The sequence below is a fragment of the uncultured Rikenella sp. genome (assembly GCF_948810725.1).
Lineage (GTDB): Bacteria > Bacteroidota > Bacteroidia > Bacteroidales > Rikenellaceae > Rikenella.
The window spans coordinates 1-23,661 of the sequence record NZ_CAQIVA010000028.1 but is presented as its reverse complement, the minus strand read 5'-3'; the positions used below and the strand labels follow the sequence as shown (position 1 = coordinate 23,661).

Here is a 23,661-nt window from a genome sequence, read left to right as displayed (position 1 = left end):
ACAACTGTATTACGGTTTGTAATATGGAGAACTTCGACCCGCTGGGGATTCACACGGGCGAGTCGATCGTCGTGGCGCCGAGCCAGACGTTGACCAATGCGGAGTACCATAAGCTGCGGCAGATTGCGATTCGGATTATCCGCCACGTGGGGATTGTGGGGGAATGCAACGTGCAATACGCCTTGGATCCGAACTCCGAGGACTACCGCGTGATCGAGGTCAATGCACGGCTCTCGAGGTCTTCTGCGCTGGCGTCGAAAGCGACGGGCTATCCGCTCGCCTTTGTGGCGGCGAAGCTGGGGTTGGGGTATGGATTGCATGAACTGAAGAACTCGGTTACGAAATCTACCACGGCTTGCTTCGAGCCGGCGCTGGACTACATCGTATGTAAGATTCCGCGTTGGGACTTGAGCAAGTTCAAGGGGGTTAGTCGTGAGTTGGGCTCTTCGATGAAGTCGGTGGGCGAGGTGATGGCTATCGGGCGGAACTTCGAAGAGGCGATACAGAAGGGGCTGCGGATGATTGGGCAGGGTATGCACGGTTTCGTGGCCAATAAGGAGATGGCCGTCGAGGATATCGACCGGGAGCTCCAGAAACCGACCGATAAACGGATATTCATTATCGCTCAGGCGTTTAAGCACGGGTATAGTGTCGAACGGATTCACGAACTGACCAAGATCGACAACTGGTTCTTGCGGAAGCTGGAGGGGATTATCGCACTGGAACACGAGATGGGGAATTTCCGGACCCTGGAGGCGATGCCGGACGCCTTGTTGAGGGAGGCCAAGTGCAAAGGGTTCTCGGACTTTCAGATCGCACGGACAGTGCTCCAGAACGACGACCTGAAGATGGAGGAGGGGCTGCTCAAGGTACGGGCCTATCGGAAGGCGAAGGGGATTGTCCCGGTGGTTAAACAGATCGATACCCTGGCGGCGGAGTATCCGGCCCAGACCAACTACCTCTACCTGACGTACAACGGGACGGCGCACGACATCGATTTTGCGCACGATGATAAATCGGTCATCGTCTTGGGGTCGGGGGCCTATCGGATCGGCTCTTCCGTGGAGTTCGACTGGTGTTCGGTGAGCGCCATCAACACCATTCGGGAGAACGGGTTGCGGTCGGTGATGATTAATTACAACCCGGAGACGGTTTCGACCGACTACGACATGTGCGACCGCTTGTACTTCGACGAGCTGACCTTGGAGCGGGTGCTGGATATCACGGATCTCGAGGTGCCGCGAGGGGTGATCGTGTCGGTGGGGGGGCAGATTCCGAACAACCTCGCGATGCGGCTGTATCAGGAGAACGTGCCGATTCTGGGGACAGCGGCTACGAATATCGACCGGGCGGAAGACCGGCACAAGTTCAGCGAGATGTGCGACCAGCTGGGGATCGACCAGCCGCGGTGGAAGGAGCTGACGAGTATGGACGAGATTTACGGGTTTGCGGACGAGGTGGGCTTTCCGCTTTTGATTCGGCCCTCGTATGTCTTGTCGGGGGCGGCGATGAACGTCGTCTCCAATAAGGAGGAGCTGGAACACTACCTGACGCTGGCGACCAATGTGTCGAAACAGTATCCGGTGGTGGTGACCGAGTTCGTGAATAATGCCAAGGAGATCGAAATCGACGCGGTGGCGAAGGACGGCGAGGTGTTGATCTATGCCATTTCGGAACACGTCGAGTTCGCCGGGGTGCACTCGGGGGACGCTACGATCGTTTTCCCGGCCCAGAAACTCTATATCGAGACGGTGCGGCGCATCAAGAAGATCGCGCGCCAGATTGCCAAGGCGCTCGAAATCAGCGGGCCGTTCAACATGCAGCTCTTGGCGAAGAACAACGACATCAAGGTGATCGAGTGTAATTTGCGGGCTTCGCGGAGCTTCCCGTTCGTTTCCAAGGTGTTGAAGGTGAATTTCATCGACATCGCCACGCGGGTGATGCTGGGGCTCGATCCGAAGGTGCCGCACAAGTCGGCGTTCGAGTTGGATTATGTGGGGATCAAGGCACCGCAGTTCAGCTTCAGCCGGTTGCAGAAGGCGGATCCGGTGTTGGGCGTCGAGATGGCGTCGACGGGCGAAGTAGGTTGTATCGGCGAGGATTACTATGAGGCGATCTTGAAGTCGATGCTTTCGGTGGGGTATTCGATCCCGAAGAGCAGCGTGCTGTTGTCGACGGGCGACGCGAAGTCGAAGACCCTGACGCTCGATGCGGCCAAGGCGTTGCAGGAGCGCGGATACACGATTTACGCCACGAAAGGGACGGCGAACTTCCTGTCGGAGAATGGGGTACAGGCGACGGTGGTCGGTTGGCCGGATCAGGATGCGTCGGTTACCGGAGTGCCGAACGTGCTCGACTTTATCAAGGAGCACCGGATCGACTGCGTGGTCAACATTCCGAAGAACTTCACCAAGGACGAATTGAATAACGACTATACGATTCGTCGGTCGGCCATCGACTTCAATATCCCGCTGATAACCAATGCTCGGTTGGCGAACGACTTTATCGTCGCCTTCTGTCGTCGGGGTCGCGGCGATCTGAAGATCAAGGCTTGGAACGAATATAAGTAGGCGGAGGGACAGGGGGAGGCTGCCCTTTGCCCACCGCGGGCACGCGGGGCCCGGCCGGCCCGAGGCCAGTACCCTCCTGTAGCCAAAGATGCGTGAAAGAACTCTCGCGCGCCACACCTTAGTAGGGAAATCGTCAAAACTCGCTTGCGTGTTTTGACTGGATTTCCCCAGGCGCGCGAATAGAGAATTGAGTAGAGGCTTTCGCAGCAAAACGCAGTCCCCTCAAACCGCCGCGCGCCGACGCCTAAAGAAGCGATTCAACTGTTTCGGCTCATCGCCGAAACAGAATGAATCGCCCAAGGCGCGCGGACAAAGCTCGTCCGCGCGATTGTTTGGAGAAGGAAATCATTCAAAGCGACTTGCGCTTTGAATAAGATTTCCGCCAGCGCGCGGACAGAGAACAGGGGTAGAGGCTGCTAGTAAAACGCCCAGTGGGCGCGCCCCGGGCTACCGCCCGCGAAGTACGGGCGAGTTGTGGGCCGTCGGCAACAACGGTTACAGCTGGTCGTCCACGATCAGTTCGATTCAGGGCATGTATTTGGCCTTAGAATGCGGCATGCTCGATCCTGTTCACATCGACAGCCGCGCCTATGGTCTTCAGTTGCGTTGCCTCTCGGAATAAACGGGGTGGTTCTCTGACTCCCGCGAACGGTCTTTTTTCACCGAACCACGGGAACCCGAACCGTAAAAAATACGAATATGGATAAAATACGAGTGGGGATCACCCACGGCGATTTCAACGGTATCAGTTACGAAATCATCATCAAAGCATTGCTCGACCCTCGGATTTTCGACCTCTGTACCCCTGTGGTGTACGGGTCGGCCAAGGTGGCCGGGTATTACAAAGCGATGATGCCCGATGCCGAAAATTTCACCTTCAACATCATTACCGATCCTGAGCAGGCCAATGCCAAACGGGCCAATATGATCGTCTGTGTGGACGAAAACGTGAAAATCGATCCCGGACAGCCGACGGTGATTAGCGGGCAGTATGCCATTGCGTCGCTGAATGCTGCGGTGCGGGATCTGAAGGCCGGAAAAATCGATGTGCTGGTGACCTGTCCGATCAACAAGAAAAATACCACCGGCGACGATTTCGGATTTATCGGACATACCGAATACCTCGCGGCGGAGTTCGGCGATGCCGAACCGTTGATGTTCATGGTGAGCGATACGCTGAAAGTGGGACTCGTGACGATGCATATTCCGTTGGCGCAGGTGCCCGGTGCGGTGACGACGGAGGCGGTGTTGGGGCATATCCGTGCGCTCAAACGCTCGTTGGAACGCGATTTCAATATCGTTGGGCCGAAAATCGCGGTGTTGGGGCTCAATCCGCATGCCGGAGACGACGGGCTGCTCGGAGCGGAGGAACAGGAGGTCATTATTCCGGCGATTCAGTCGGCGAAATACGAAAATATCCTCGCTTTCGGGCCTTTTGCGGCTGATGGGTTTTTCGGCAGCGGGGCTTACCGGAAGTTCGATGCCGTGCTGGCCATGTATCACGATCAGGGACTGGCACCGTTCAAGGCATTGACTTTTGCCGACGGGGTGAACTTTACGGCCGGTCTGTCGGTGGTGCGGACGTCGCCGGCGCATGGTGTGGGATTCGATATTGCCGGGAAGATGGTGGCCGATGCTGCGCCGATGCGGGCGGCGATTTACCAGGCAATCGACATTTTCCGGAATCGGCAGGTGTTCGACGAGGCGGCGGCCGATCCGTTGCAGCATTTTTCGAAAAACGATCGTAATGATCGTGAACGTGGACGCGGTTCGGAACGTAGCGGGGGACACGGCGGCGGTTCGTCGCGGAGGAGCGAACGGGAAGCGGATGTGGCGGATATGTTGGAAGAGACGTCGGCGGTAGCTGCGACAGCGGATACGAATGCGGCCCTTGCGGCGGAGGTGTGATGTACGGAGCTTGGCGGGCATCGGTTTGGGCCGAGGCGGCCAGTGGAAATGCGCAAGCATTTCCCGTCCACGGGACCTGGGGCCCGCGCGGCCCGAGCACAGTACCCTCCCTTTTGGCAGCCGCGCGCCGCTGCCAAAAGAAGCGATTCAACTATTTCGGCGGTAAGCCGAATATAATAGATGAATCGCGCAGGCGCGCGAAAAGAGAAATAATGCGCAAAAAATCCGTCGCCCGCCCGCCTAAAGAGGGATTTCACTCGTTTTGCAACAGCAAAATCGAGATGAAATCCCAGCGGGCGACGTTTAGGAGCAGACACGCCCATCATTCGAGTGCCGAACGGCATCGGCGGAGCGACAGCGGAGCCGCAGTGAGGCGGACACGGGGCGGAGAACTGGGCCGGGCTCCTGCGACTCGCAGAGTCGCGCAGTTCTCCGCTGGCTGCGGCCAAAAACAAATAGGCAGTGCTTTTGCGGTTCTTTGAACCGCCGGCCTCGTCGCCCAGCGGCGAAGCCGCTCGGGGGGGTGGGCGACAGGCCGAACCCGACAGCTTTGGGCGGTGAACGAGGTGTTGCTCTTGCGACCCTTTGGGTCGCGCGGGCCGGACGCCCTCGGGAGGCCCGCAACACGCCGCTCCGCGTCGAAAATTGCGATATCTCCCGGGCGTCCGACCCACTTCCTACAAGAGTGAATGACACGGGTCGGAGCCAGCGTGGCCGGAAATGAGCCTCGCGACGTTGCAGGCCTACGCCTGGGGTGGCTCCGGCCCGGGCGGTTCTTCGAACCGCAGAGTGCAAATGGGGATAGGGCGGCCCGTTGCTTGGGGTAGCTCTCGGGTAGAGGTTGCCAGTTTTTAGGCCGAGGCGGCCATTAAAACGCCCTGTGGGCGCGTTTATTCCGAGAGGCAACGCAACTGAAAACCGTGGGCACGATGATCCGAATAGCTGATGTTGAGCATGCGGGAATAGAATTTCAATTCCAAACCGTTGATGTCATTGGTGGCGGACGACCAGCTAAAACCGTCGTTGCTGATTCCGGTCAATGTCCCCTCTCCGAAACTGCGGAAGCCCGGGGCGGGGCATCCTTTTTGCTCAGAAGTATTTTATGTTCGCCTCGATCGGCGAAAATCCGAAGGAACACCGGAGCGAACGAATTTATAGATAGAACGTTATGGCAACAAGGATCGCATTTTACGGAGCACAGCCTTACGACCGTGAGTCCTTCGACCGCGTCAACGAGGACTATGGATTCGACATCAGCTATTATAAAGGGCATCTGACCGCCGAGAGCGCAGTGTTGGCCAAGGGCGCCGGTGCCGTGTGCATCTTCGTGAACGACACCGCCGACGCCGCGACGATTCGAGCCTTGAAAGAGCAGGGAGTGCCGTTGATTGCCTTGCGGTGTGCCGGATTCAACAACGTCGATCTCGAAGCCGCCCGGCGCGAAGGAATTCGGGTGGTGCGCGTGCCGGCCTATTCGCCGCATGCTGTGGCCGAACACGCTGTCGCCCTGATGCTCTCGCTCAATCGGAAAATCCATCGGGCCTATTGGCGGACGAGGGACGGAAATTTTGCCCTCCACGGATTGATGGGATTCGATATGTACGGAAAAACCGCCGGGATTATCGGAACGGGCAAGATCGCGCGGATATTGATTCATATTCTGCGCGGGTTCGGGATGGAGGTCGTCGGATACGACCCGTTTCCCGACGAAGCGTTTGCCAGTGAGGCGGGGATGCGGTATGTGTCGCTCGATGAGCTGTATCGACGGTCGGATATCATTTCGTTGCACTGTCCGCTGACCGAACAGACCCGATATCTGATTGACGATCGGGCCATCGGACGGATGAAACCCGGTGTGATGCTCATCAATACGGGTCGCGGCGGGTTGATCGACACCCAGGCGCTGATCGAGGGGCTCAAACAGAAACGGATCGGGGCGGCCGGGCTGGATGTGTACGAAGAGGAGGGGGATTATTTCTATGAGGACAAGTCGGACAAGATCATCGACGACGATGTGCTGGCCCGGCTCCTGTCGTTCAACAACGTGATCGTGACCTCGCATCAGGGGTTCTTTACCGAGGAGGCTTTGGCCAATATCGCGCATACGACACTCTCCAATATCCGGGATTTCGAGGCGGGAGCGCGGTTGGCGAATGAGGTGACGGGAGACGGACGGTAATTCATTGGGCCGGAGGATATTCCGGTCTCGTTATTCGAAAATTGGCTTTGACCATGCGGTTGCATATTTCGCCGTGTCCGAACGACACGTTTATTTTTCACGCCTTGATCCACGGATTGGTGGATACCGAGGGGCTCGTGTTCGACGTGCGGTTCGATGATATCGAGGCCTTGAACCGTGCGGCGATCGAGCGGGACGGCGAAGAGGATGTGATCAAGATCAGTTATGCGGCGTTGCCGGAGGTGGCGGGTGCGTTTCGGTTGCTCGACAGCGGGAGTGCGCTGGGGCATGGGAACGGGCCGCTGCTGGTGAGTCGCCGGGCGATCGGGACGGAGGAGTGGCGCGAGGCGCGGGTCGGGATTCCGGGCGAGCGCACGACGGCCAATCGGCTGTTGTCGTTGCTTTTTCCGGAGGCGATCCATAAACGGGCCATGCTCTTTTCCGAAATCGCTCCGGCGGTGGCGGCGGGGGAGTTGGAGGCCGGAGTCCTGATTCACGAGGGGCGTTTTACCTATGCGGCGCAGGGGTTGCAGCTGGTGGCCGACTTGGGCGAGTTGTGGGAGCGACGCACGGGGCTGCCGATTCCGTTGGGAGGGATTGTGCTGCACCGTCGCCACGGAGCTGAAATGGCGGAGCGGGTCGCGCGGGTGATTCGGCGGAGCATCGAATACGCGCAGGCGCATCCGGAGGCGTCGGCGGAGTTTGTCCGAACCCACGCGCAGGAGCTGGAGGCGGAGGTGAGGCAAAAGCATATCTCTTATTTCGTGAACGATTATTCGCTGTCGTTGGGCGCTACGGGGCTGGCGGCGGTGATGCGCCTGACGGGACTCGACGGCTCGGCATTACATTGAATTTTGTAACTCCTTGTCGTTGGGTTGAGGGTACTGTTCTTTTTGTGAACAAAAAGAACCAAAAAAACTTTAGAGGATGCTTCGCATCCTAAAGCTGCCGGCGGCCCAGTTCTCGGACTCTTCTTTGGGCCGGGAGCAAACGGCGCGCTAAAGGTTTAGCTTACATAAAAGCGCGCCGTTGCTCCGGCCCAAAAGCAATCGCAGAGATTAAGGACTGCGGAGCCTGAGGAGTAGCGTAGCTAACTAAAAGTTTTTGGTGCCGCTTTTTCCAAAAAGCGGCAGTTCCGTTCGACTCAATGACAAAGCATACAAAAAATGATGAATGAGATAGCAGAGAATCCGTTCGGGAGTTATCGGCAAACCGTAGGCGTAGTCGGCGTGCCCTTGTTTTGTGCCTTTTTGGCTATTTTGCTCGCCAGCGTACAGCCCGAGGAGGGCGGATTTCCGTTGTGGGCGTGGTATCTGCTCGGGACAGCCGTTGTGACAGGCGCGGCTTGGGGAGTAGGACGACTCGCTTTGAAACGCCAGGTGGCGCGCGGAAACCCGCATTGTACGACCCGACTGAAACGGCGGTATCTGTTGTTCGTTTTTGTCTGTTCGGTGATGGGTGTGGCCGGCGTTTTCGGATTGGGGATTAGCGTGTTGGGCGGCTGGATTCGCATCACGTTCGCGATTTTGGTACCGGCGATGGCCGCCTCCGTCGTGCTGACGCTCGCCGGAGCCGCACTGCTTTGGCACCTGCTGAGACGGTAGGAAACTACCGTCGTTTCAGTCGGCGGAACAGCAGGCCGATGCCCCATGCCGCGACTGCCGACAGCACCAGACCGATGCCGAATTTCAGCGTTCCCGTGCCCGCCGTCGGTTTGCGTTCCTCTTTGTGAACCGATTCCGCTTGTTCGGCGAGCGTCTCCGTTTCCGCGACCGATATCCGGAGGTCGGTTCGGTCGCTCGATTCCGTGTTTTGCCGCTCTTGTCGAGCCTCCTTGCGCGACTGGCGCCATACGGCCCGCACCGGCGGAAGCCCTGTCGAGTCGTTCGGCGGTTGTTGGCTGTCGTAGACGATCAGTTCCGTCTCCGTCTCGCTGTCGATCGTCGTCCGAAGTTCCAGCCGGGCCGCCGATTCATTCAGTAGGAGGCTGTCGAGAACCGTGTGGGCGACTTTACTGTTCTCGATTCGAACCGTGCTTCCAGTCGACCGTTTCGGCAACGAGCAGCTCCCGAGAGACAGGGCAGCTGTCAGCCATAGCACAAGAAGGTATCTTCTCGATCGCTTTTCGGAATTTGTCCACATCTTTACGCAGTGATTTAAGCTCTTTTTCAAGCGGTTTAACAATATTTTCCATCAGGATGTCGCTCGCTTTGCGCACATTGTCCAACTCGTGGCTTTTGACGGCCGCCAGTTTGTCTTTCATCTCCGCGCGTAGCTGTTCGATCTCGATCAGGTATTTCTGGCGCAGGATTCGACTGTTGATCCAGGCGCCCAGCGGCCCCGAGATGGCCGCAACGAGTGTCGATACGATTAGGGTGGTTATCTCTCCGCTCATTTCCGTTCATTTTTGAGGTGTTTGCCGACCGGGCCGAGGAGAAGGGGGCGGCGGCTCGGTTCGACGGGACAAATGTGTGGTATTTCGTTTCGGTGGACAAATAGCGGGTAATCCCTTCTCTCGTTTTTTGGGGCGGATAAAATTTTTTGGAGAGAATAAAAAATCGGCGCGGATTCCTGTGTCGGAATTCCGCGCCGAAGCTCTCCGGGGAGAGGATATGTCGCCATTACGGCCGTTCGAGCTGTTCAAGCAAGAACTGCGTATAAACAGCCGAATGGTAGTGCTCCGCTACCCGTTGCCTGCCCCTGCTGCCTAATTCGTCCGCTCGTTCCGGATCGCTGAGCAACTCCTCTAACCGTTCGGCCAGCGCCTCCGCCGACCCCGGCGTATAGACCGCCCCGCAGTCGCCCCGCTCGACGATCTCCGGCAAGCCGCCCCGCTCGGGAACCACCACCGGCGTCCCGTAGTACATCGCTTCGATGACCACCAGCCCGAATCCCTCGTAGCACAAGCTCGTCAAAACCAGGGCCTTCGCGCCGGTGTAGAGGTCGGCCAGCTCCCTGCGATTCAACTTGTCCAGCAGGTGCACATTCTTCGGAATTTCCGGCAGCGTATACCCCTCGGCCGCTTCGCCTGCCACCCGGAACTCGACGTCGGGCAGCCGCCGCGCCGCTTCGATCAGGAGGTCGAGCCCTTTTTCCCGGCTGAGCCGACCGGCGTAGGCGACATAGCGCCTGCCTGCCTTTCGGGCCTCGGCCGACGGCTCGGGCATCAGGGCCGGATCGACGCCGTTCGGCACCACGGCGAACCGATCCGAAGGAATGCCGGTGTAACGGCTCAATAAGGTGCGTTGGAACTCCGACAGGGCCAGAAACCGGTCGACGTTTGCCGAAAAGTAGCCCCTCCTGCGACTCCACCACCCGCGCAGGGCGTATCCGAAACTCCCGCTCCACGATCCTTCGCATTTGTGGAACAGGCAGTTCCACTCGCGTCCGCGACAGGTTCCGCATCGCTCGCAAATCTCGCCGCCGGTGTAGAAAAGTCCGATGGGACAGACCAGCCGGTAGTTGTGCAGAGTCATCAGCACCCGGACGCCCCCTCGTTTCAGGACGGGCAGGACGGCGGCCGAAATCACGGGAAACAGGTTGTGCACGATAGCCGCGTCGGGCCGTTCGCGTTGGACGATCCGTCGCACGTCGCGCACCGCGCGCCGGTTGTAGAGCGCCGAAAAGAGCGAGGCGAAGCGTCCGAACCGCCACTGCCGAATCTCGTCGTGCGACCGTTCGTACAGGAGTACCGTGTGACCGCTGCGTTCCAGCACTTGCCGCTGGAATTCCACGACGGTCTCTTCGCCGCCGACGCGGCTGTACCGGTTATGGATCAATAAAATTTTCATCTCCGTGCGTCGTGTTGCGTCTGTTCGTGCGTGCTTCCCGTTTATTCCGAGAGGCAACGCAACTGAATACCGAGGCCGCAGGTCTCCTGGCTGTTTGGGGCAAGCCCCTTCGAACCCGCACTCAAACCGAATCCTCTGAGGTAGTCCGTTGCGACAATCGAGGAAGAGGACCAGCTGAACCCATAGTTGCCGGCATGGTTCACCGCGCCATCGCTGCCGCGGAAGCCCGGGGCGGGGATTTCCGACCGCTTTCAGGAAAAAAAGTGGCCCTCCGACCGAAAAAGCGGCGTATCTTTGTAGCAAAGATAGAATGAAAATCTGTTGTCTGTTCAATATCGCCCCCCGGTACCGGGCGGGCATCTACCGACGGATGGACGAGGATCCGGCCGCGGAGTACGATTTTATGGCCGGCGAAGAGTCCACCGGCGGGATCGCTCTGCTGGATTTGCGGGAACTGAAAGGTTTTCGGGGATACCTGCATAACATTTACCGCCGGGGCGGAAAACTCGTCTGGCAGCGCGGAGCGATTCGGAAAGCCTTCTCGAAACGGTACGACGCCTATATCCTGACCGGCAATCCGGGGATTCGCTCCAACTGGGTCATCGCTTTGGTCGCCAGGTTGTTGGGGAGGCCGGTCTACCTCTGGACGCACGGGTTGTACGGAGACGAAAAGGGATTGAAACGGTGGAAGAATCTGACCTATCTGCGTCTGGCGGGACATCTGCTGCTGTACGGTGAACGCGCCCGTCGGTTGTTGCTCGAAGCAGGGTTTCCGGCCGAACGGATGGCCGTGATCTACAACTCGTTGGACTACGAACGGCAATGCGTCCTCCGGAGCCGGATCGGCGACCGGGGATTTATCCGGAACTATTTCGGGAACGACCTCCCTCTGCTGGTCTTCGTCGGGCGGCTGACCGAGGTCAAACGGCTGGATTTGCTGCTCGACGCTATGACGAGGCTCGAACGGCAGGGAATGCCTTGCAACCTCGTGCTGATCGGCGACGGGCCGCAACGCGACAGGCTGGCTGCGCGGGCCGAGGCGGACGGATTGGCCGATCGGGTCTGGTTCTATGGCGAGAGTTACGACGAACATCTGATCGGGACGTTTCTCTACCACAGCGCGGCTTGCGTCAGTCCGGGCAATGCGGGGCTGACGGCGATCCACGCCCTGACGTTCGGCACGCCGGTGGTGACGCACGGTACGGCTGAGCGGCAGATGCCTGAGTTCGAGGCGATTCGGCCGGGCGTGACGGGGACGTTGTTCGAGGAGGGGAGTGTCGATTCGCTGGCCGAGGCGATCCGTCCGTGGCTCGCGGCGACGGAGGCCGAGCGGGCGGCTACGCGCGAGGCTTGTGAAGCCACTATCGAAGCGAAATTCAATCCGGAGCGGCAGATGGAGGTTCTGCGGTCGATTTTCGGCCGTCACGAGGCTTGATTGGTACGCTATTTGACGACTCTACGGCGGGATAATTGACATGTGTTATGGAAAATCAAAAAGAAAATACTGAAAATCAAGAGCTTGAAAATAACGTGTCGGACGGTGCGGCGTCGGAACCTACGCCCGATACTGACACGCTGACACCGGAGCAGGAGGCGCAGGATGTCGAACCGGCGGCCGAAAACGACAAAATGGCAGACGCGGCGGCGGAGTGGCAGGATAAGTACATCCGGCTGGCGGCGGAGTTCGATAATTTCCGCAAACGGACGCTCAAGGAGAAGATGGACCTGATTGCGAACGGGGGCGAGGATGTCATCAAGGCGATTATTCCGGTGGTCGATGATTTCGAACGGGCCATTGCGGCGCTCGACGGGAAGGAGCAGGTGGCGGCGGAGTGCGAGGGGGTGCGGCTGATCTATCAGAAATTTATGGATATCCTCAAGTCCAAGGGGGTGACGCCGATCGAAGCGTTGGGAAAACCGCTGGATGTGGATTTCCACGATGCGGTGGCGAAGGTGCCGGTCGAGGAGGTGGACAAGAAGGGGACGGTGATCGATGTGGTGCAGACGGGCTACATGCTGAAGGATAAGGTGCTTCGCTTCGCTAAGGTGGTGGTCGGGGAGTAACTCGCCTCTTCCATTTCCATATTTCTAACCGTTCGTTTACCGTGTTTACCCGGCTGGAACCGTACCTTTCTTGAAAGAAAGGTACCCAAAGAACTTTCGTGAAGCTACGCTACGCCTTAGGCTCCGCAGTCCTCATGTTTCGCGAGTCTGTTGTGCTGGGTTTTCTCGGCGAGCGCGCTAAATCATGGGCAAAATAACCCAAGCGCGCTGCGCCGGAAAACCACAGCACAACCAACAGTCCGAGACTTGGGCCGCCGGCAGTTTGAGGATGCGTCAGCATCCGTCTGAAGTTTTTTTGGTTCTTTTTGTTCACAAAAAGAACAGTACCCTCCCGGGCAAATACAAAAAGAACAATTATAAATCACGATAAATGGCAGATAAGAGAGATTATTATGAAGTGCTCGGCGTGAGTCGCGACGCATCGGCCGAAGAGATAAAGAAAGCCTATCGGAAGGCAGCGATTCAGTTTCACCCCGACAAGAACCCCGGCGACAAGAACGCCGAAGAGAAGTTCAAGGAGGCCGCCGAAGCATACGACGTGTTGAGCAATCCGGATAAGAAAGCCCGTTACGACCAGTTCGGTCATGCCGGGATGGGCGGAGCTGCCGGCGGCGGAGCCGGTGGATTCGGAGGGTTCGGCGGCGAATACGGCGGCTTTACGATGGAGGATATTTTCTCTCGTTTCGGCGATATTTTCGGTGGCGGGCGTTTTGGCGGCTTTAGTTCGGGGGCGGCAGGCGGCTATGGCGGTGCGCGGGTGAATCGGGGGAGCGACCTGCGGATCAAAGTCAAACTGACCTTGGCCGAGATCGTTAAAGGAACCACCAAGAAGCTGAAAATCAAGAAAAATATCGCTTGCGACCAGTGCGGCGGGACGGGAGCGAAGGACAGTAATTCGTATGCCACGTGTGCGACATGCGGCGGCTCGGGGCATGTGACGCAGGTGGTCAATACCTTCTTCGGTCAGACCCAGACGACGGCGACCTGTCCGACCTGTGACGGGACGGGCAAGACCATTACGGCGCCGTGTCCGAAGTGTCATGGCACGGGGACGGTGAAGGGTGAAGAGATTGTTGAGATCAACATCCCTGCTGGGGTGGGCGAGGGGATGCAGCTGTCGGTTTCGGGCAAGGGGAATGCGGCTCGGAACGGCGGGATCAATGGCGACTTGCTGGTGGTGATCGAAGAGGAGCCGCATCCGGAGTTGAAACGCGAGGGGAACGATTTGATTTACAACTTGCAACTGAACGTGGCGGACGCTGTTTTGGGAGCTTCGGTGGAGGTTCCGACGGTGGATGGCAAGGCACGGATCAAGATCGAACCGGGCACGGTGGCCGGTCGGGTGTTGCGGTTGCGGGGCAAGGGGATTCCGGACATCAACGGACGTGGAACAGGCGATTTGCTGGCGGTGGTGGATATCCATATTCCGGCTCATGTGTCACCGGCGGAGAAGGAGGCGTTGGAAAAGCTCCGTACATCGGAGAATTTCAAACCGAATGCGGTCAATAGCGGAGCTAAAGGGCGGAATATCTTCGACCGGATGCGGAACTATTTCCTGTCGTAAAGAACGGATTTTTTCAGGATGCAGCCTTTCGGTTCCAGAACCGAAAGGCTGTGGTTTTTAGGGGCTATCTTTAGTAGAACCATTGAGCCGAGACTGCCGCAGCAAAACGGAGTTTTGCCGTCCACGGGACGTGGGGCCTGCCCGGCCCGAGAGCAGTTTCAGACGGGTCAATGCTCATCCGCGCGCGATCGTTGAAGTAGGAAATCATTCAAACGCGCGTGATGCGTTTGAATAAGATTTCCGCCAGCGCGCGGACAAAGAATGGGGTAGAGGCTGCCGCAGCGAAACGCAGTTTCGCCCGTCCACGGGACGTGGGGCCTGGCCGGCCCGAGGCCAGTACCCTCCCGTAGGACAGACGCGCGCCCCGCCTAAAGAAGCGATTCAACTATTTCGGCTTACCGCCGAAATAGAATGAACCGCGCAGGCGCGCGAAAACGCGACGGAGCGAAAGCGGAGCCGCAGTGAGGCACACACAGGGCGGAGAAATGGGGCGAGCTTTGGGCCGCGCTGGGCTAAGTATGGGGCTTGGATTGGGGCTGTGCTTTTGCGATTTGAAGAGTCGCGCAGTTCGCCGCCACCCCCTGCGGCGGACTGCAACTCGTCGGGGCTCGTTGCATTCACCGCTGGCGGCGAACTGCTGTTGTGGTCAAGAATGAACCCGAAAGAATTGAGGAGGTGGATGGATTGTTGCTTTTGCGGCTCGCAGAGCCGCTCAGGGATGGACGACAGGCCGAACCCAATAGAATTGGAGCGGTGAATGGGTGCTGAGCTTCTGCGGCTCGCAGAACCGCGCGGGCCGGACGCCTCCCACCGGGAGGCCCGCAACACGCCGCTTGCGCGCCGAGAGTTGCTGTTCCTCCCGGGCGTCCGTCCGCACAAAGTTCGGCTACATGGGGCAGCTCCAGCCCATTGCCCACCGCGCGCATTTCCCCGTTTATTCCGAGAGGCAACGTAACTGAAAACCGTAGGCGCGGGCACCCATATTGATTGGATTGATCCCTTGCGTATGGAAAACTAAATACCGGCTCCGGTAGCGGCCTCCCGAATAGTAAGACATGGGTGACCAGCAGAATCCGTTGTCGCCCACGGCACGCAGTATGCCGTCTTCGTCGAGGCGGTAGCCCGGGGCGGTGCCGCTCGGCACTCGAATACTGGCCGCCTCTGCCCTAAACCGCCTTTATCCCAAAACAGGCCGCCTCTACCCTAATCGCCTCTGCGCGCACTCTTTCCTGTTTATTCCGAGAGGCAACGCAACGGAAAACCATAGGCACGGTAGTCCGCGCCGCTGGGACTAAGGTTCGTCACGTTAAAATTCAAGTACGTGCCATTGGTACCGCTGATTGTAGAAGCCCAGCTGTGCCCGCAGCTGCCGACAACGCTACTCAGCGCGCCCGAGGTGCTGCCGCGGAAGCCCGGGGCGGGTGTTCTCCTCTCCCGTTTATTCCGAGAGGCAACGCAACTGAAAACCGTGGGCGCGGTAGTCCGCGCTGCTGGGACTGAGCCACGTCACGTAGAAATTCAAGAGCATGCCATTGGTACCGCTGACCGAGGACGTCAAAGCGTATCCGCCAAGACCGGTGTAATTCAACGCCCCCGTGTTATGGCCGCGGTAGCCCGGGGCGGTCCGTTATCGAAACTTTATCCCACCCGACAAAGACACCCCCTTGCCCGCCGTCGCATTCGAAGAGAGTCCCCATTCCGTCGGAAAAAGCCTGATACCCGTCTCCTGCCTGAAACCCTTCCACCACCCCGTCAAACCCTTAAAATCGCCCGGCTCCCACAGCATCGCCCCCACCAGCAGCAACACCGACGCAAACGCCGTCGCAAAAGTCGGTACCCGGTAGAGGTTCTTCGACGGAGGCAACGGCCCGAGCCGGTCGACCACCCGCCGCGTGAACCCCTCGTCCCGCACCCCTTCGTTGCGCGCCGCCGCGAACAACCGTTCCAGCGGATCGTTTTCTATCCTGTTGCGTCTCATAACTCTTCGTTTTTCAGATATTCCCGCAGTTTGGCCTTCGCCCGCGCCACCATGCTCTTGACCGTTCCCAGCGGCATCTCCGTCACGTGGGCGATCTGGCTGTGCGACAACTGCTCGACCGCCGAGAGCAGGATCACGTTTCGTTCCGCCTCGTCCAGGCAGGCCAGCGCGCTCTGCAAGATAGCGATTTCCGTACCGCTTTCCCCCGCCGCCTCCATCCGCTCGATCTCCAGCGTGGGGTGCAGCGACCGTCGGCTGTCGAGAAACGTGCGGTAAGCGATGCGGAACAGCCACGCCCGGAACGACCCCACGCCCGAAAACTGGCGGATCGAGGTGAAAGCCTTGATGAAAGCCTCCTGCGCCAGATCGTCCGCCCGGAACCCGTCGCCACCCGTCAGGTGAGTCAGATAACGCCGCAACGGAGAGTGGTAGCGTTCCACCAGCTCTCCGAATGCCGCGCGGTCGCCCGACCGTTTCACCCGCCTCACCAGCCACCATTCGCCCAACGCGTCGTGTCTGTTATCGGTTTTCGTCACGACGCTGTACGTACTGGCGGAACAAATAGACGATCGCGTATCCCACCCCGAGGATCAGCCCCCACAGCAGCAGCGAGGTGAAGAATCGCATGTAGCTCAGGTTGAGGAGCCCGATCCAGACCAGAATGACGAACCCGACGATCGCCACGATCAACAGCCGTCGGATAAAGCTCGTCAGCGGTCGCCCCATAGTTTCGAACTCGCTCGGCGAGTGTCCGTGTTCGATGGCGTATCGTTGAGCCTCGTATTTTTTCTTCAGCGCGATATACCAGAATCGCATGATGAAGAAAACCATCGCCACCCCCGAGCCGGTCGAGATGAGGACGATCAGTACGACCATCAAATGGTCTCCATTGAAGTCGAACGGCGTGTCCGAGTTCCTGTTTACTCCTTCGATCGCCCCTTCCAATGCGGTCATCCGAGCGTCCAGCGCCTGTAACAGACTATCCGTCCGGATTTCCGTCGGAGTTTCGATAAGTGCGGCCAACTCCGTCGAATCGACCGGTTGGGCCGCCGCCGGAGCGGCTACGTTTCCGAAAATCAGTCCTGCGCCGAGCAGCAGAGCGAGTAACGCGTGTTTCATCTTGTATCGATTGATTTTGTGGATTTCTATACCATAGACGCAACCGACCGTCATTTCGGATGTCGATAGGCGATTTTTTTGATGAAACTACCTCCGCGGGGGCTTACAGCGTGATCCGCACGAAACGGTGCCCGTCCTGTCGTACCTTGTAACGGTCGTCGATTCGGCGGCCCGCTAACCAGACGATCGTCTCGCCCGAGAGCAGCACCCCCTGCCGCGCCTTCTCCGCCACTGGCACTTTGGCGTCGATCAGGAAGTCGCTTACCTTTTTCTGTCCCGCCATCCCGAGCGGGATGAACCAGTCTCCCTCCTGCCAGCCGCGTAGGCGGAGCGGAAATTTCAGCGCATCCGCTGTCAGGTAAGCCGTCTCGGGCGGCGTCGCCAGACTCTCCGGCAGCTCCTCCAGCGAGAGCCACTCCACCCGCGGGTCGTCCGCCTCGATCCACTCTTCTCGGAACGGCTCGATCACGCGCGGAGCCAGCAGAATCCTCCGCCGGTCGAGCCGCGCCGTCCATTTTTCCGCCTCGAACCGCTTTCCCGAGAGCGTCGTTTCGATTCCCTCCTCAGCTCGCTGCCACAGCGCGGCGATCTCCTCCGCCGCCTCCGGCGCGAAGCCGAAAGGACGCAGCAGCTCATAGAGCTCGAATCCGAAACAAGTCTCGTCCAACGCGTCGAGGTCGATCTCCTCCGGCCCCGCGAAAGCCCGGTCGCGCAGCCGGGCGATCTGGAGGTCGATGAACTGTTGCGTAGCCTGCAACCGGACGAGGTTCTCCTCCATCGTCCGGGCGAACCGGTTGTTCGACGCGCTGTCCAACCGCGGCAGGATGTCGTGGCGCAGCCGGTTGCGGAGGTATTTGAGCGTCGCATTGGTCGAATCCTCGCGATACGGCACTCCGCGTGCCGCCGCGTAAGCCGTCACCTCGTCGCGCCGGGCGAAGAGCAGCGGCCGGATGATGCGTCCCCGCCGATCCGCAATGCCCGTCAGCCCGCGCAGCCCCGTTCCGCGCAACAGGTTGATAAAGAACGTTTCGGCCGAGTCGTCGGCGTGGTGCGCGATGGCGATGCGGTCGTAGCCGTGGTGCTCGCAGAGCGTCTCGAACCAGTCGTAGCGCAGCCGCCGGGCCGCCATCTGGATCGATTCGCCGCGCGCTTTCGCTTCGGCTTCGGTGTCGAACCGTACCGTGTGGAACGGAATGGCATGCTCTTCGCAATAGGCCTCTACCAGCTGCCGGTCGCCGTCGGCTTCGGCCCCGCGCAGCCCGAAGTGGACGTGTGCCGCCGCGATGCGGCCCGGACAGCTCTGGCGCAGCAGGTCGAGCAGCGTCATCGAGTCGATGCCGCCGCTGACGCCCGCCAGTACGCGGTCGCCGGGAGCGATCAGTTGCCGCCGGTCGATGTATTGTCGGAATCGTTCGAGCATGGGGAAAGAGTTTTTCGGTTCGACATTCCGGGCCTTTCTGCGCGCCCGGAGTGTAAAAATAGTGTAATTTTGCGATGTGCGGCGAAAACCGCCGCCTTTCGCCATGATTTTCCATCCGCAGACCTATCGCCTTCCCGACCGGCCGGGAGAGCCCTTTATCGACGAACAAGAGATCGAATCGTTCCTGGCCCGCCACGTTTCGCCCTCGGCGGAAGAGGTTCGGGCCGCCGTTCGTCGCGCCATGAGCCGCGAACGGCTCCCGCTGGACGACGTCGCCGTGCTGCTGGGCGCCGGGCCCGGAGAGCGGCCGCTCGTGCTGGAGGCCGCCGAACGGCTCAAACGCGAGGTCTACGGCGACCGGATCGTCCTCTTCGCACCGCTCTATATCGGAAACCGGTGTACCAACCGCTGCGCCTATTGCAGCTTTCGGGCCGACAGCGCCGACACCGTGCGCAAGACCTTGACGGACGAGGAGATCGTCCGCGAGGTGACGGCCTTGGAGCGGACGGGGCACAAGCGGCTCATTCTGGTCTACGGCGAGCATCCGGCCTACAGCCCGGCGTATATCGCCGAGACGGTGCGGATCGCTTGCGGCGTTCGGTCGGAGCCGGCGGGAGAGATTCGCCGGGTCAATATCAACGCTGCGCCGCTCACCGTCGAGGGGTTCCGCACGGTGCACGAGGCCGGGATCGGAACCTATCAGATTTTTCAGGAGACCTACCACCGTGCGGCCTATGCCCGCTACCACCTCGGCGGCCGGAAAGCCGACTACGACTGGCGGCTGACCGCCCTCGACCGGGCGATGGAGGCCGGAATCGACGACGTGGGGCTGGGCGCGCTGCTCGGGCTCCACGACTGGCGGTTCGAGGTGATGGGACTCGTGCGGCACACAAACCACCTGGAGGCCTGTTTCGGCGTCGGGCCGCACACGATCTCGTTCCCGCGGATTAAAGAGGCCTCGGCCTCGCTGCCGGCCGCTTCGCCCGTGGGAGACGACGATTTTGTCTATGCCATCGCCGTGTTGAGGCTCGCCGTGCCGTATACCGGACTGATTCTGACCGCCCGCGAACCGGCGTCGGTGCGCGACGCGGCAATTCGGTACGGCGTGTCGCAGATCGACGGCGGAACCCGGCTCGAGATCGGAAGTTACTCCGGCGAACCCGAAGCGGAGCAGGGGTCGCGTCAGTTCGCCATTCACGACGACCGCTCGTTGGACGAGATCGTCGGGCGGCTGGTCGGGGAGGGCTATTTGCCGTCGTTCTGCACGGCCTGCTACCGCCGCGGACGGACGGGCGAACACTTCATGGAGTTCTCCGTGCCGGGCTTCATCAAGCGGTTCTGCGGGCCGAACGCCATTCTCACCCTGGCGGAATACCTGACCGATTACGCCTCGCCGGAGGTGGCCTCGGCCGGGTGGAACCGGATCGAGTCGGCCTTGGAACAGCTGCCGGACGAATCGGCGGCCCGGACTCGTGAACGGTTGGCCCGGATTCGGGCCGGAGAACGGGATATTTATTTTTAACTCATCAGAGAACCGATATGCTTCAGGCAGCTCTTTTCGACATGGACGGCGTGATCGTTGACAACCGCGACGCGCATTTGCGCGCTTTCGAACACTTTGCCGCGCGCCACGGCGTGACCGATTTCGATGCCCGGACGCTGTTGCCCTGTTTCGGATCGACCAACGCCGTGATTATGGCCCGTTTGTTCGGTCGCGACGACCTCCCCGCCGACGAGGTTGAACGCTTCTCGCGCGAGAAAGAGGAGATTTATCGCGAGCTCTACGACCCGATCATGCGCCCGGCCGAGGGGCTGGTCGATCTGCTGGAGGCTTTGCGCGCGGCGGGGATGCGGATTGCCGTGGGGAGCTCTGCGCCGCGGATCAATGTCGATTTCGTGCTCGAGCGGTGCGGTATCGCTTCCTATTTCGACGCCGTGGCGTCGGGATCGGAGATCGCCCGGAGCAAGCCCGATCCGGAGGTCTATCTGCTGGCCGCGCGGAAATTAGGCGTCGATCCGCACGACTGCGTCGTTTTCGAGGATGCTTTCGTGGGGCTGGAGGCGGCGCGCCGGGCCGGGGCCAAGGCGGTGGCCATTGCCTCGACCTTTCCGCGCGAGCTGATCGAAGCGCGCGGCGACTACGACCTGTTGATCGACGGTTTTCCGGGACTCACGGTGACCGACCTGCAACGCTTGTGGGCGTAATGACCCTTCGCGTGCTGGCTTTTTCGTAAAATTTTCTTATTATTGTCCGTATGCGACGAACCGAACCGATGCGTGTAGGCGAGCTGTTGGAGGATTTCCTCTCGACGCGCGCTCTGGGGCCGGCCACGATGGAGGGCCGGGCGGTCGAGCTGTGGGCCGAGGCGGCGGGCGAATATGTCGTCCGGTCGACCGAAGATGTCTATATCCGCGGCGGAGTGCTTTATGTCCGTTTCTCGTCCGCTGCGGTTCGGGCCGAGATTTTCATGCGTCGTCGGGCGATCGCCGAGCGCATCAACGGGTTGTTGCGGGCGCGGATCGTGCGGCACATCGTCGTGCGGTGATCGGAGCATAGAGATTCGATTGTTATGAATATACCCGAACTCAAAGAGCGGCTGCTCGAACGGCTGCTGCGCTACGCGGCCTTCGACACGCAGAGCGATCCGGAGAGCGAGACCTATCCTTCGACCGCCCGGCAGCTCCTGCTGCTCAACCACCTGGTCGAAGAGCTGACCCTCATCGGACTGGACGACGTCGAGATCGACGAATACGGCTATGTGACCGCCACCGTGCCCTCGACTTTGCCGGAAGAGAACTCTCTTTCGCCGACGGTGGGTTTCATCGCCCATGTCGATACCTCGCCCGATATGTCGGGCGAAGGAGTGCGGCCGCAAGTCGTGCGCGATTATGATGGCAGTGCCGTTCCGTTGGGCGACGGCGGTCTTGTGCTCTCGCCGGAAGATTTCCCGGAACTTGCGCTGCTGCGCGGACACACCTTGGTGACCACCGACGGCACGACCCTGCTCGGGGCCGACGATAAAGCGGGGGTGGCCGAAATTGTGACGGCCGCGGAGTATCTCGTGACCCATCCGGAGGTGCGGCATGGACGTATTCGCATCGCTTTCACGCCTGACGAAGAGATCGGGCGCGGCGTCGATCATTTCGACGTCGCGCGGTTCGGCGCAGCGGTGGCCTATACGATGGACGGCGGGGCGGAGGGTGAACTGGAGTACGAGAATTTCAATGCCGCTTCGGCCCGGATCGCCATTCGCGGTCGGAATATCCATCCGGGGATGGCCAAAGGGAAGATGATCAATGCGATACAGGTGGCTTGCGAGCTGAATGCCATGCTGCCGGCGTGGGAGCGGCCGGAGTATACCGAAGGGTATGAGGGATTTTTCCATCCCGTCGCGATTCGGGGCGACGTGGATTCCGCCTCGATGGAGTACATTATCCGCGATCACTCCCGGGAGCGGTTCGAGGCGCGCAAAGCGACCTTGGCTGCTGCTGCGGAGGCTGTGAACCGGCGGTATGGGGTCGATACCGTGGGGCTGACCCTGACCGATCAATATTATAATATGCGCGAGCCCGTGGAAGCTTGTCCGGAAGCCGTTGCGCTGGCTCGTCGGGCGATGGAAGAGGTGGGTGTGACGCCTTGTGTGCGGCCCATTCGCGGCGGGACGGACGGGGCGAGGCTTTCTTATATGGGGTTGCCGTGTCCGAATCTTTTTACGGGAGGCGGGAACTTCCACGGGCGGTATGAGTACTGTTCCGTGGATACCATGGTAGCGGCCACGCGTGTGATCGTCCGGCTGGCGGAGTTGTGGGGCGCGGCGCGACCGGCTGCGGCATCGAGTATCAACAAAAACTAACGATATATGTCATCCAACAAAGCTAAAACCGTACTCGTCGCCGGGGGCGCCGGGTATATCGGGACCCACACGGCGGTCGAACTGATTCGCGCGGGTTACGATGTCGTCATTGCCGACAACCTCTCGAACTCCGACCTCTCTGCCGTCAAGGGCGTGGAGGCGATCGTGGGGCATCCCGTGCCGTTCGTCCAGGTCGACTGCTGCGACCGCGAGGCGATGCGCGAACAGGTTTTCGGTCGGTATGCGTTCGATTCGGTGATCCACTTCGCGGCTTATAAAGCCGTGGGCGAGTCGGTGGCCGAGCCGCTCAAGTATTTCCGGAACAACCTCGATTCGCTGCTCACGGTGATGGCCCTGATGCAGGAGTTCGAGGTGCCGAACCTCGTTTTTTCCTCCTCGGCGACAGTCTATGGCCAGCCCGAGGTGCTTCCGGCGACGGAACAGACGCCGCGCCAGCGGGCCAATTCGCCTTACGGGCTCACCAAACAGATGAGCGAGGACATCATTCAGGATACGGTGGCGGCGGTGCCGTTTTTCAAGGCGATCGCCCTGCGCTATTTCAACCCCATCGGGGCGCACCCGTCGGCTCTGATCGGCGAACTGCCGAAGGGGGTGCCGAACAATCTGGTGCCGTTTATTACGCAGACGGCGGCGGGGATTCGGAAAGAGCTTTCGGTCTTCGGCGACGACTACGATACGCCGGACGGTTCGTGTCTGCGGGACTACATCGACGTGGTGGATTTGGCGCGTGCGCATGTGGTGGCGGTGGATCGGATGGTCGGGGGGAGATCGGCCGAACGGTTCGAGATTTTCAACATCGGGACGGGAACGCCGGTGTCGGTGTTGGAGCTGGTGCGGTTGTTCGAAGAGGTGAACGGCGTGCCGGTGCCGCACCGGATTGCAGCGCGTCGGCCGGGCGACGTGGAGAAGATATGGGCCGCTACGGACAAGGCGAACGACGAGTTGGGCTGGCGTGCGGAGCGTGATTTGGGCGATACGCTGCGTGCGGCTTGGGCGTGGGAGAAACACGTGCGCGGATTGTAGTTTTTCAGTGTGATCGGGTTTTACCCGGTCAGTTTGTTTGATCCTTTGCAGGCTTTCGGGCTTGCAAAGGATTTTTTGTCTCTATGTGTGGCTGTAGGTTGGGCCGAGGCGGCCTTGGGGTAGAGGCTGCCCATTCCGAGTGCCGGGAGGCACCGCCCGCCCGGCGTAAG

Annotated in this window: 23 protein-coding genes; 14 read left to right on the top strand and 9 right to left on the bottom strand. The window is 60.0% G+C overall.

What is annotated here, in order from left to right:
* The 3 genes from carB to pdxA all read left to right on the top strand — a co-directional run.
* The coding region (gene carB, locus Q9S52_RS07785) for a carbamoyl-phosphate synthase (glutamine-hydrolyzing) large subunit (RefSeq protein WP_304708716.1) at positions 1 to 2,570 on the top strand (2,570 nt) is incomplete at its 5' end.
* Between the two features lie 472 nt (positions 2,571 to 3,042).
* Positions 3,043 to 3,192, top strand: a complete 150-nt coding sequence (locus Q9S52_RS07780) for a hypothetical protein (protein ID WP_297830504.1) — start codon at positions 3,043 to 3,045, stop codon at positions 3,190 to 3,192.
* A 77-nt stretch (positions 3,193 to 3,269) separates the two neighbouring features.
* Positions 3,270 to 4,478 carry a 4-hydroxythreonine-4-phosphate dehydrogenase PdxA gene (gene pdxA, locus Q9S52_RS07775; protein WP_294593772.1) on the top strand — a complete coding sequence of 403 codons (1,209 nt, stop codon included), beginning with the start codon at positions 3,270 to 3,272 and terminating at the stop codon, positions 4,476 to 4,478.
* Positions 4,479 to 5,368: 890 nt separating this feature from the next.
* On the opposite strand, the gene Q9S52_RS07770 is transcribed toward pdxA, so the two are convergent.
* Complete coding sequence (locus tag Q9S52_RS07770) at positions 5,369 to 5,518, bottom strand: hypothetical protein (protein ID WP_297627858.1); 150 nt, start codon at positions 5,516 to 5,518, stop codon at positions 5,369 to 5,371.
* 128 nt (positions 5,519 to 5,646) lie between these two features.
* Here Q9S52_RS07770 and Q9S52_RS07765 point away from each other — a divergent pair, with 128 nt between their 5' ends.
* The 3 genes from Q9S52_RS07765 (at position 5,647) to Q9S52_RS07755 (ending at position 8,261) form a co-directional block, all read left to right on the top strand.
* Positions 5,647 to 6,657: a 2-hydroxyacid dehydrogenase gene (locus tag Q9S52_RS07765; RefSeq protein WP_297830507.1), complete on the top strand. Its 1,011-nt coding sequence runs from the start codon at positions 5,647 to 5,649 to the stop codon at positions 6,655 to 6,657.
* Between the two features lie 53 nt (positions 6,658 to 6,710).
* Entirely contained in the window at positions 6,711 to 7,508 is a 798-nt protein-coding gene (locus Q9S52_RS07760; protein ID WP_370648999.1) for a 1,4-dihydroxy-6-naphthoate synthase, read from the top strand.
* Positions 7,509 to 7,826: 318 nt separating this feature from the next.
* Positions 7,827 to 8,261, top strand: coding sequence for a hypothetical protein (locus tag Q9S52_RS07755; RefSeq protein WP_304708715.1), 435 nt, complete (start codon positions 7,827 to 7,829; stop codon positions 8,259 to 8,261).
* A 4-nt stretch (positions 8,262 to 8,265) separates the two neighbouring features.
* On the opposite strand, the gene Q9S52_RS07750 is transcribed toward Q9S52_RS07755, so the two are convergent.
* The 3 genes from Q9S52_RS07750 to Q9S52_RS07740 form a co-directional block, all read right to left on the bottom strand.
* A complete protein-coding gene (locus Q9S52_RS07750) occupies positions 8,266 to 8,715 on the bottom strand; it encodes a hypothetical protein (protein WP_304708714.1) in 450 nt (149 codons plus the stop codon).
* Positions 8,669 to 9,052: a hypothetical protein gene (locus Q9S52_RS07745; protein WP_304708713.1), complete on the bottom strand. Its 384-nt coding sequence runs from the start codon at positions 9,050 to 9,052 to the stop codon at positions 8,669 to 8,671. The genes Q9S52_RS07750 and Q9S52_RS07745 overlap by 47 nt, the downstream gene beginning before the upstream one ends.
* A gap of 226 nt (positions 9,053 to 9,278) precedes the next feature.
* Positions 9,279 to 10,448, bottom strand: coding sequence for a glycosyltransferase family 4 protein (locus Q9S52_RS07740; protein ID WP_304708711.1), 1,170 nt, complete (start codon positions 10,446 to 10,448; stop codon positions 9,279 to 9,281).
* Between the two features lie 310 nt (positions 10,449 to 10,758).
* Here Q9S52_RS07740 and Q9S52_RS07735 point away from each other — a divergent pair, with 310 nt between their 5' ends.
* The 3 genes from Q9S52_RS07735 to dnaJ all read left to right on the top strand — a co-directional run bounded on the left by Q9S52_RS07735 (position 10,759) and on the right by dnaJ (position 14,076).
* Positions 10,759 to 11,883: a glycosyltransferase gene (locus Q9S52_RS07735; RefSeq protein WP_304708710.1), complete on the top strand. Its 1,125-nt coding sequence runs from the start codon at positions 10,759 to 10,761 to the stop codon at positions 11,881 to 11,883.
* 47 nt (positions 11,884 to 11,930) lie between these two features.
* The gene (locus tag Q9S52_RS07730; protein ID WP_304708709.1) at positions 11,931 to 12,512 is read left to right on the top strand and encodes a nucleotide exchange factor GrpE; all 582 of its coding nucleotides are present in this window, start codon (positions 11,931 to 11,933) and stop codon (positions 12,510 to 12,512) included.
* 370 nt (positions 12,513 to 12,882) lie between these two features.
* Positions 12,883 to 14,076, top strand: coding sequence for a molecular chaperone DnaJ (gene dnaJ, locus Q9S52_RS07725; protein WP_294594274.1), 1,194 nt, complete (start codon positions 12,883 to 12,885; stop codon positions 14,074 to 14,076).
* A 934-nt stretch (positions 14,077 to 15,010) separates the two neighbouring features.
* Here dnaJ and Q9S52_RS07720 read toward each other — a convergent pair.
* The 5 genes from Q9S52_RS07720 to tilS form a co-directional block, all read right to left on the bottom strand.
* On the bottom strand, positions 15,011 to 15,220 hold the full coding sequence (locus Q9S52_RS07720) for a hypothetical protein (RefSeq protein WP_304708708.1): 210 nt from the start codon (positions 15,218 to 15,220) through the stop codon (positions 15,011 to 15,013).
* 483 nt (positions 15,221 to 15,703) lie between these two features.
* Positions 15,704 to 16,054, bottom strand: a complete 351-nt coding sequence (locus tag Q9S52_RS07715) for a hypothetical protein (RefSeq protein ID WP_304708707.1) — start codon at positions 16,052 to 16,054, stop codon at positions 15,704 to 15,706.
* Complete coding sequence (locus Q9S52_RS07710; protein ID WP_294593997.1) at positions 16,051 to 16,590, bottom strand: RNA polymerase sigma factor; 540 nt, start codon at positions 16,588 to 16,590, stop codon at positions 16,051 to 16,053. The genes Q9S52_RS07715 and Q9S52_RS07710 overlap by 4 nt, the downstream gene beginning before the upstream one ends.
* Positions 16,574 to 17,173, bottom strand: a complete 600-nt coding sequence (locus Q9S52_RS07705; protein ID WP_297624217.1) for a hypothetical protein — start codon at positions 17,171 to 17,173, stop codon at positions 16,574 to 16,576. The genes Q9S52_RS07710 and Q9S52_RS07705 overlap by 17 nt, the downstream gene beginning before the upstream one ends.
* A gap of 103 nt (positions 17,174 to 17,276) precedes the next feature.
* Positions 17,277 to 18,593, bottom strand: a complete 1,317-nt coding sequence (gene tilS, locus Q9S52_RS07700) for a tRNA lysidine(34) synthetase TilS (RefSeq protein ID WP_304708706.1) — start codon at positions 18,591 to 18,593, stop codon at positions 17,277 to 17,279.
* A 103-nt stretch (positions 18,594 to 18,696) separates the two neighbouring features.
* Between tilS and hydG the strand changes: the two genes are divergently transcribed.
* From hydG to galE, 5 genes are all read left to right on the top strand, one after another.
* Complete coding sequence (gene hydG / locus Q9S52_RS07695) at positions 18,697 to 20,115, top strand: [FeFe] hydrogenase H-cluster radical SAM maturase HydG (RefSeq protein WP_304708705.1); 1,419 nt, start codon at positions 18,697 to 18,699, stop codon at positions 20,113 to 20,115.
* 17 nt (positions 20,116 to 20,132) lie between these two features.
* Complete coding sequence (locus Q9S52_RS07690) at positions 20,133 to 20,798, top strand: HAD family phosphatase (protein WP_297624208.1); 666 nt, start codon at positions 20,133 to 20,135, stop codon at positions 20,796 to 20,798.
* Positions 20,799 to 20,866: 68 nt separating this feature from the next.
* On the top strand, positions 20,867 to 21,139 hold the full coding sequence (locus Q9S52_RS07685; RefSeq protein ID WP_297624205.1) for a DUF721 domain-containing protein: 273 nt from the start codon (positions 20,867 to 20,869) through the stop codon (positions 21,137 to 21,139).
* A 24-nt stretch (positions 21,140 to 21,163) separates the two neighbouring features.
* Positions 21,164 to 22,447, top strand: coding sequence for a peptidase T (gene pepT / locus Q9S52_RS07680; protein ID WP_304708703.1), 1,284 nt, complete (start codon positions 21,164 to 21,166; stop codon positions 22,445 to 22,447).
* A gap of 6 nt (positions 22,448 to 22,453) precedes the next feature.
* The gene (gene galE, locus Q9S52_RS07675) at positions 22,454 to 23,491 is read left to right on the top strand and encodes a UDP-glucose 4-epimerase GalE (protein ID WP_304708702.1); all 1,038 of its coding nucleotides are present in this window, start codon (positions 22,454 to 22,456) and stop codon (positions 23,489 to 23,491) included.
* Positions 23,492 to 23,661: the final 170 nt, after the last annotated feature.

Coding starts and splice junctions, on each gene's coding strand:
- hydG (WP_304708705.1), top strand. CDS start 18,697: ATGATTTTCCATCCGCAGACCTATCGCCTTCCCGACCGGCCGGGAGAG.
- Q9S52_RS07740 (WP_304708711.1), bottom strand. CDS start 10,448: ATGAAAATTTTATTGATCCATAACCGGTACAGCCGCGTCGGCGGCGAA.
- Q9S52_RS07730 (WP_304708709.1), top strand. CDS start 11,931: ATGGAAAATCAAAAAGAAAATACTGAAAATCAAGAGCTTGAAAATAAC.
- dnaJ (WP_294594274.1), top strand. CDS start 12,883: ATGGCAGATAAGAGAGATTATTATGAAGTGCTCGGCGTGAGTCGCGAC.
- Q9S52_RS07760 (WP_370648999.1), top strand. CDS start 6,711: ATGCGGTTGCATATTTCGCCGTGTCCGAACGACACGTTTATTTTTCAC.
- pdxA (WP_294593772.1), top strand. CDS start 3,270: ATGGATAAAATACGAGTGGGGATCACCCACGGCGATTTCAACGGTATC.
- galE (WP_304708702.1), top strand. CDS start 22,454: ATGTCATCCAACAAAGCTAAAACCGTACTCGTCGCCGGGGGCGCCGGG.
- Q9S52_RS07705 (WP_297624217.1), bottom strand. CDS start 17,173: ATGAAACACGCGTTACTCGCTCTGCTGCTCGGCGCAGGACTGATTTTC.
- Q9S52_RS07765 (WP_297830507.1), top strand. CDS start 5,647: ATGGCAACAAGGATCGCATTTTACGGAGCACAGCCTTACGACCGTGAG.
- pepT (WP_304708703.1), top strand. CDS start 21,164: ATGAATATACCCGAACTCAAAGAGCGGCTGCTCGAACGGCTGCTGCGC.
- Q9S52_RS07735 (WP_304708710.1), top strand. CDS start 10,759: ATGAAAATCTGTTGTCTGTTCAATATCGCCCCCCGGTACCGGGCGGGC.
- Q9S52_RS07715 (WP_304708707.1), bottom strand. CDS start 16,054: ATGAGACGCAACAGGATAGAAAACGATCCGCTGGAACGGTTGTTCGCG.
- Q9S52_RS07690 (WP_297624208.1), top strand. CDS start 20,133: ATGCTTCAGGCAGCTCTTTTCGACATGGACGGCGTGATCGTTGACAAC.
- tilS (WP_304708706.1), bottom strand. CDS start 18,593: ATGCTCGAACGATTCCGACAATACATCGACCGGCGGCAACTGATCGCT.
- Q9S52_RS07745 (WP_304708713.1), bottom strand. CDS start 9,052: ATGAGCGGAGAGATAACCACCCTAATCGTATCGACACTCGTTGCGGCC.
- Q9S52_RS07685 (WP_297624205.1), top strand. CDS start 20,867: ATGCGTGTAGGCGAGCTGTTGGAGGATTTCCTCTCGACGCGCGCTCTG.
- Q9S52_RS07755 (WP_304708715.1), top strand. CDS start 7,827: ATGAATGAGATAGCAGAGAATCCGTTCGGGAGTTATCGGCAAACCGTA.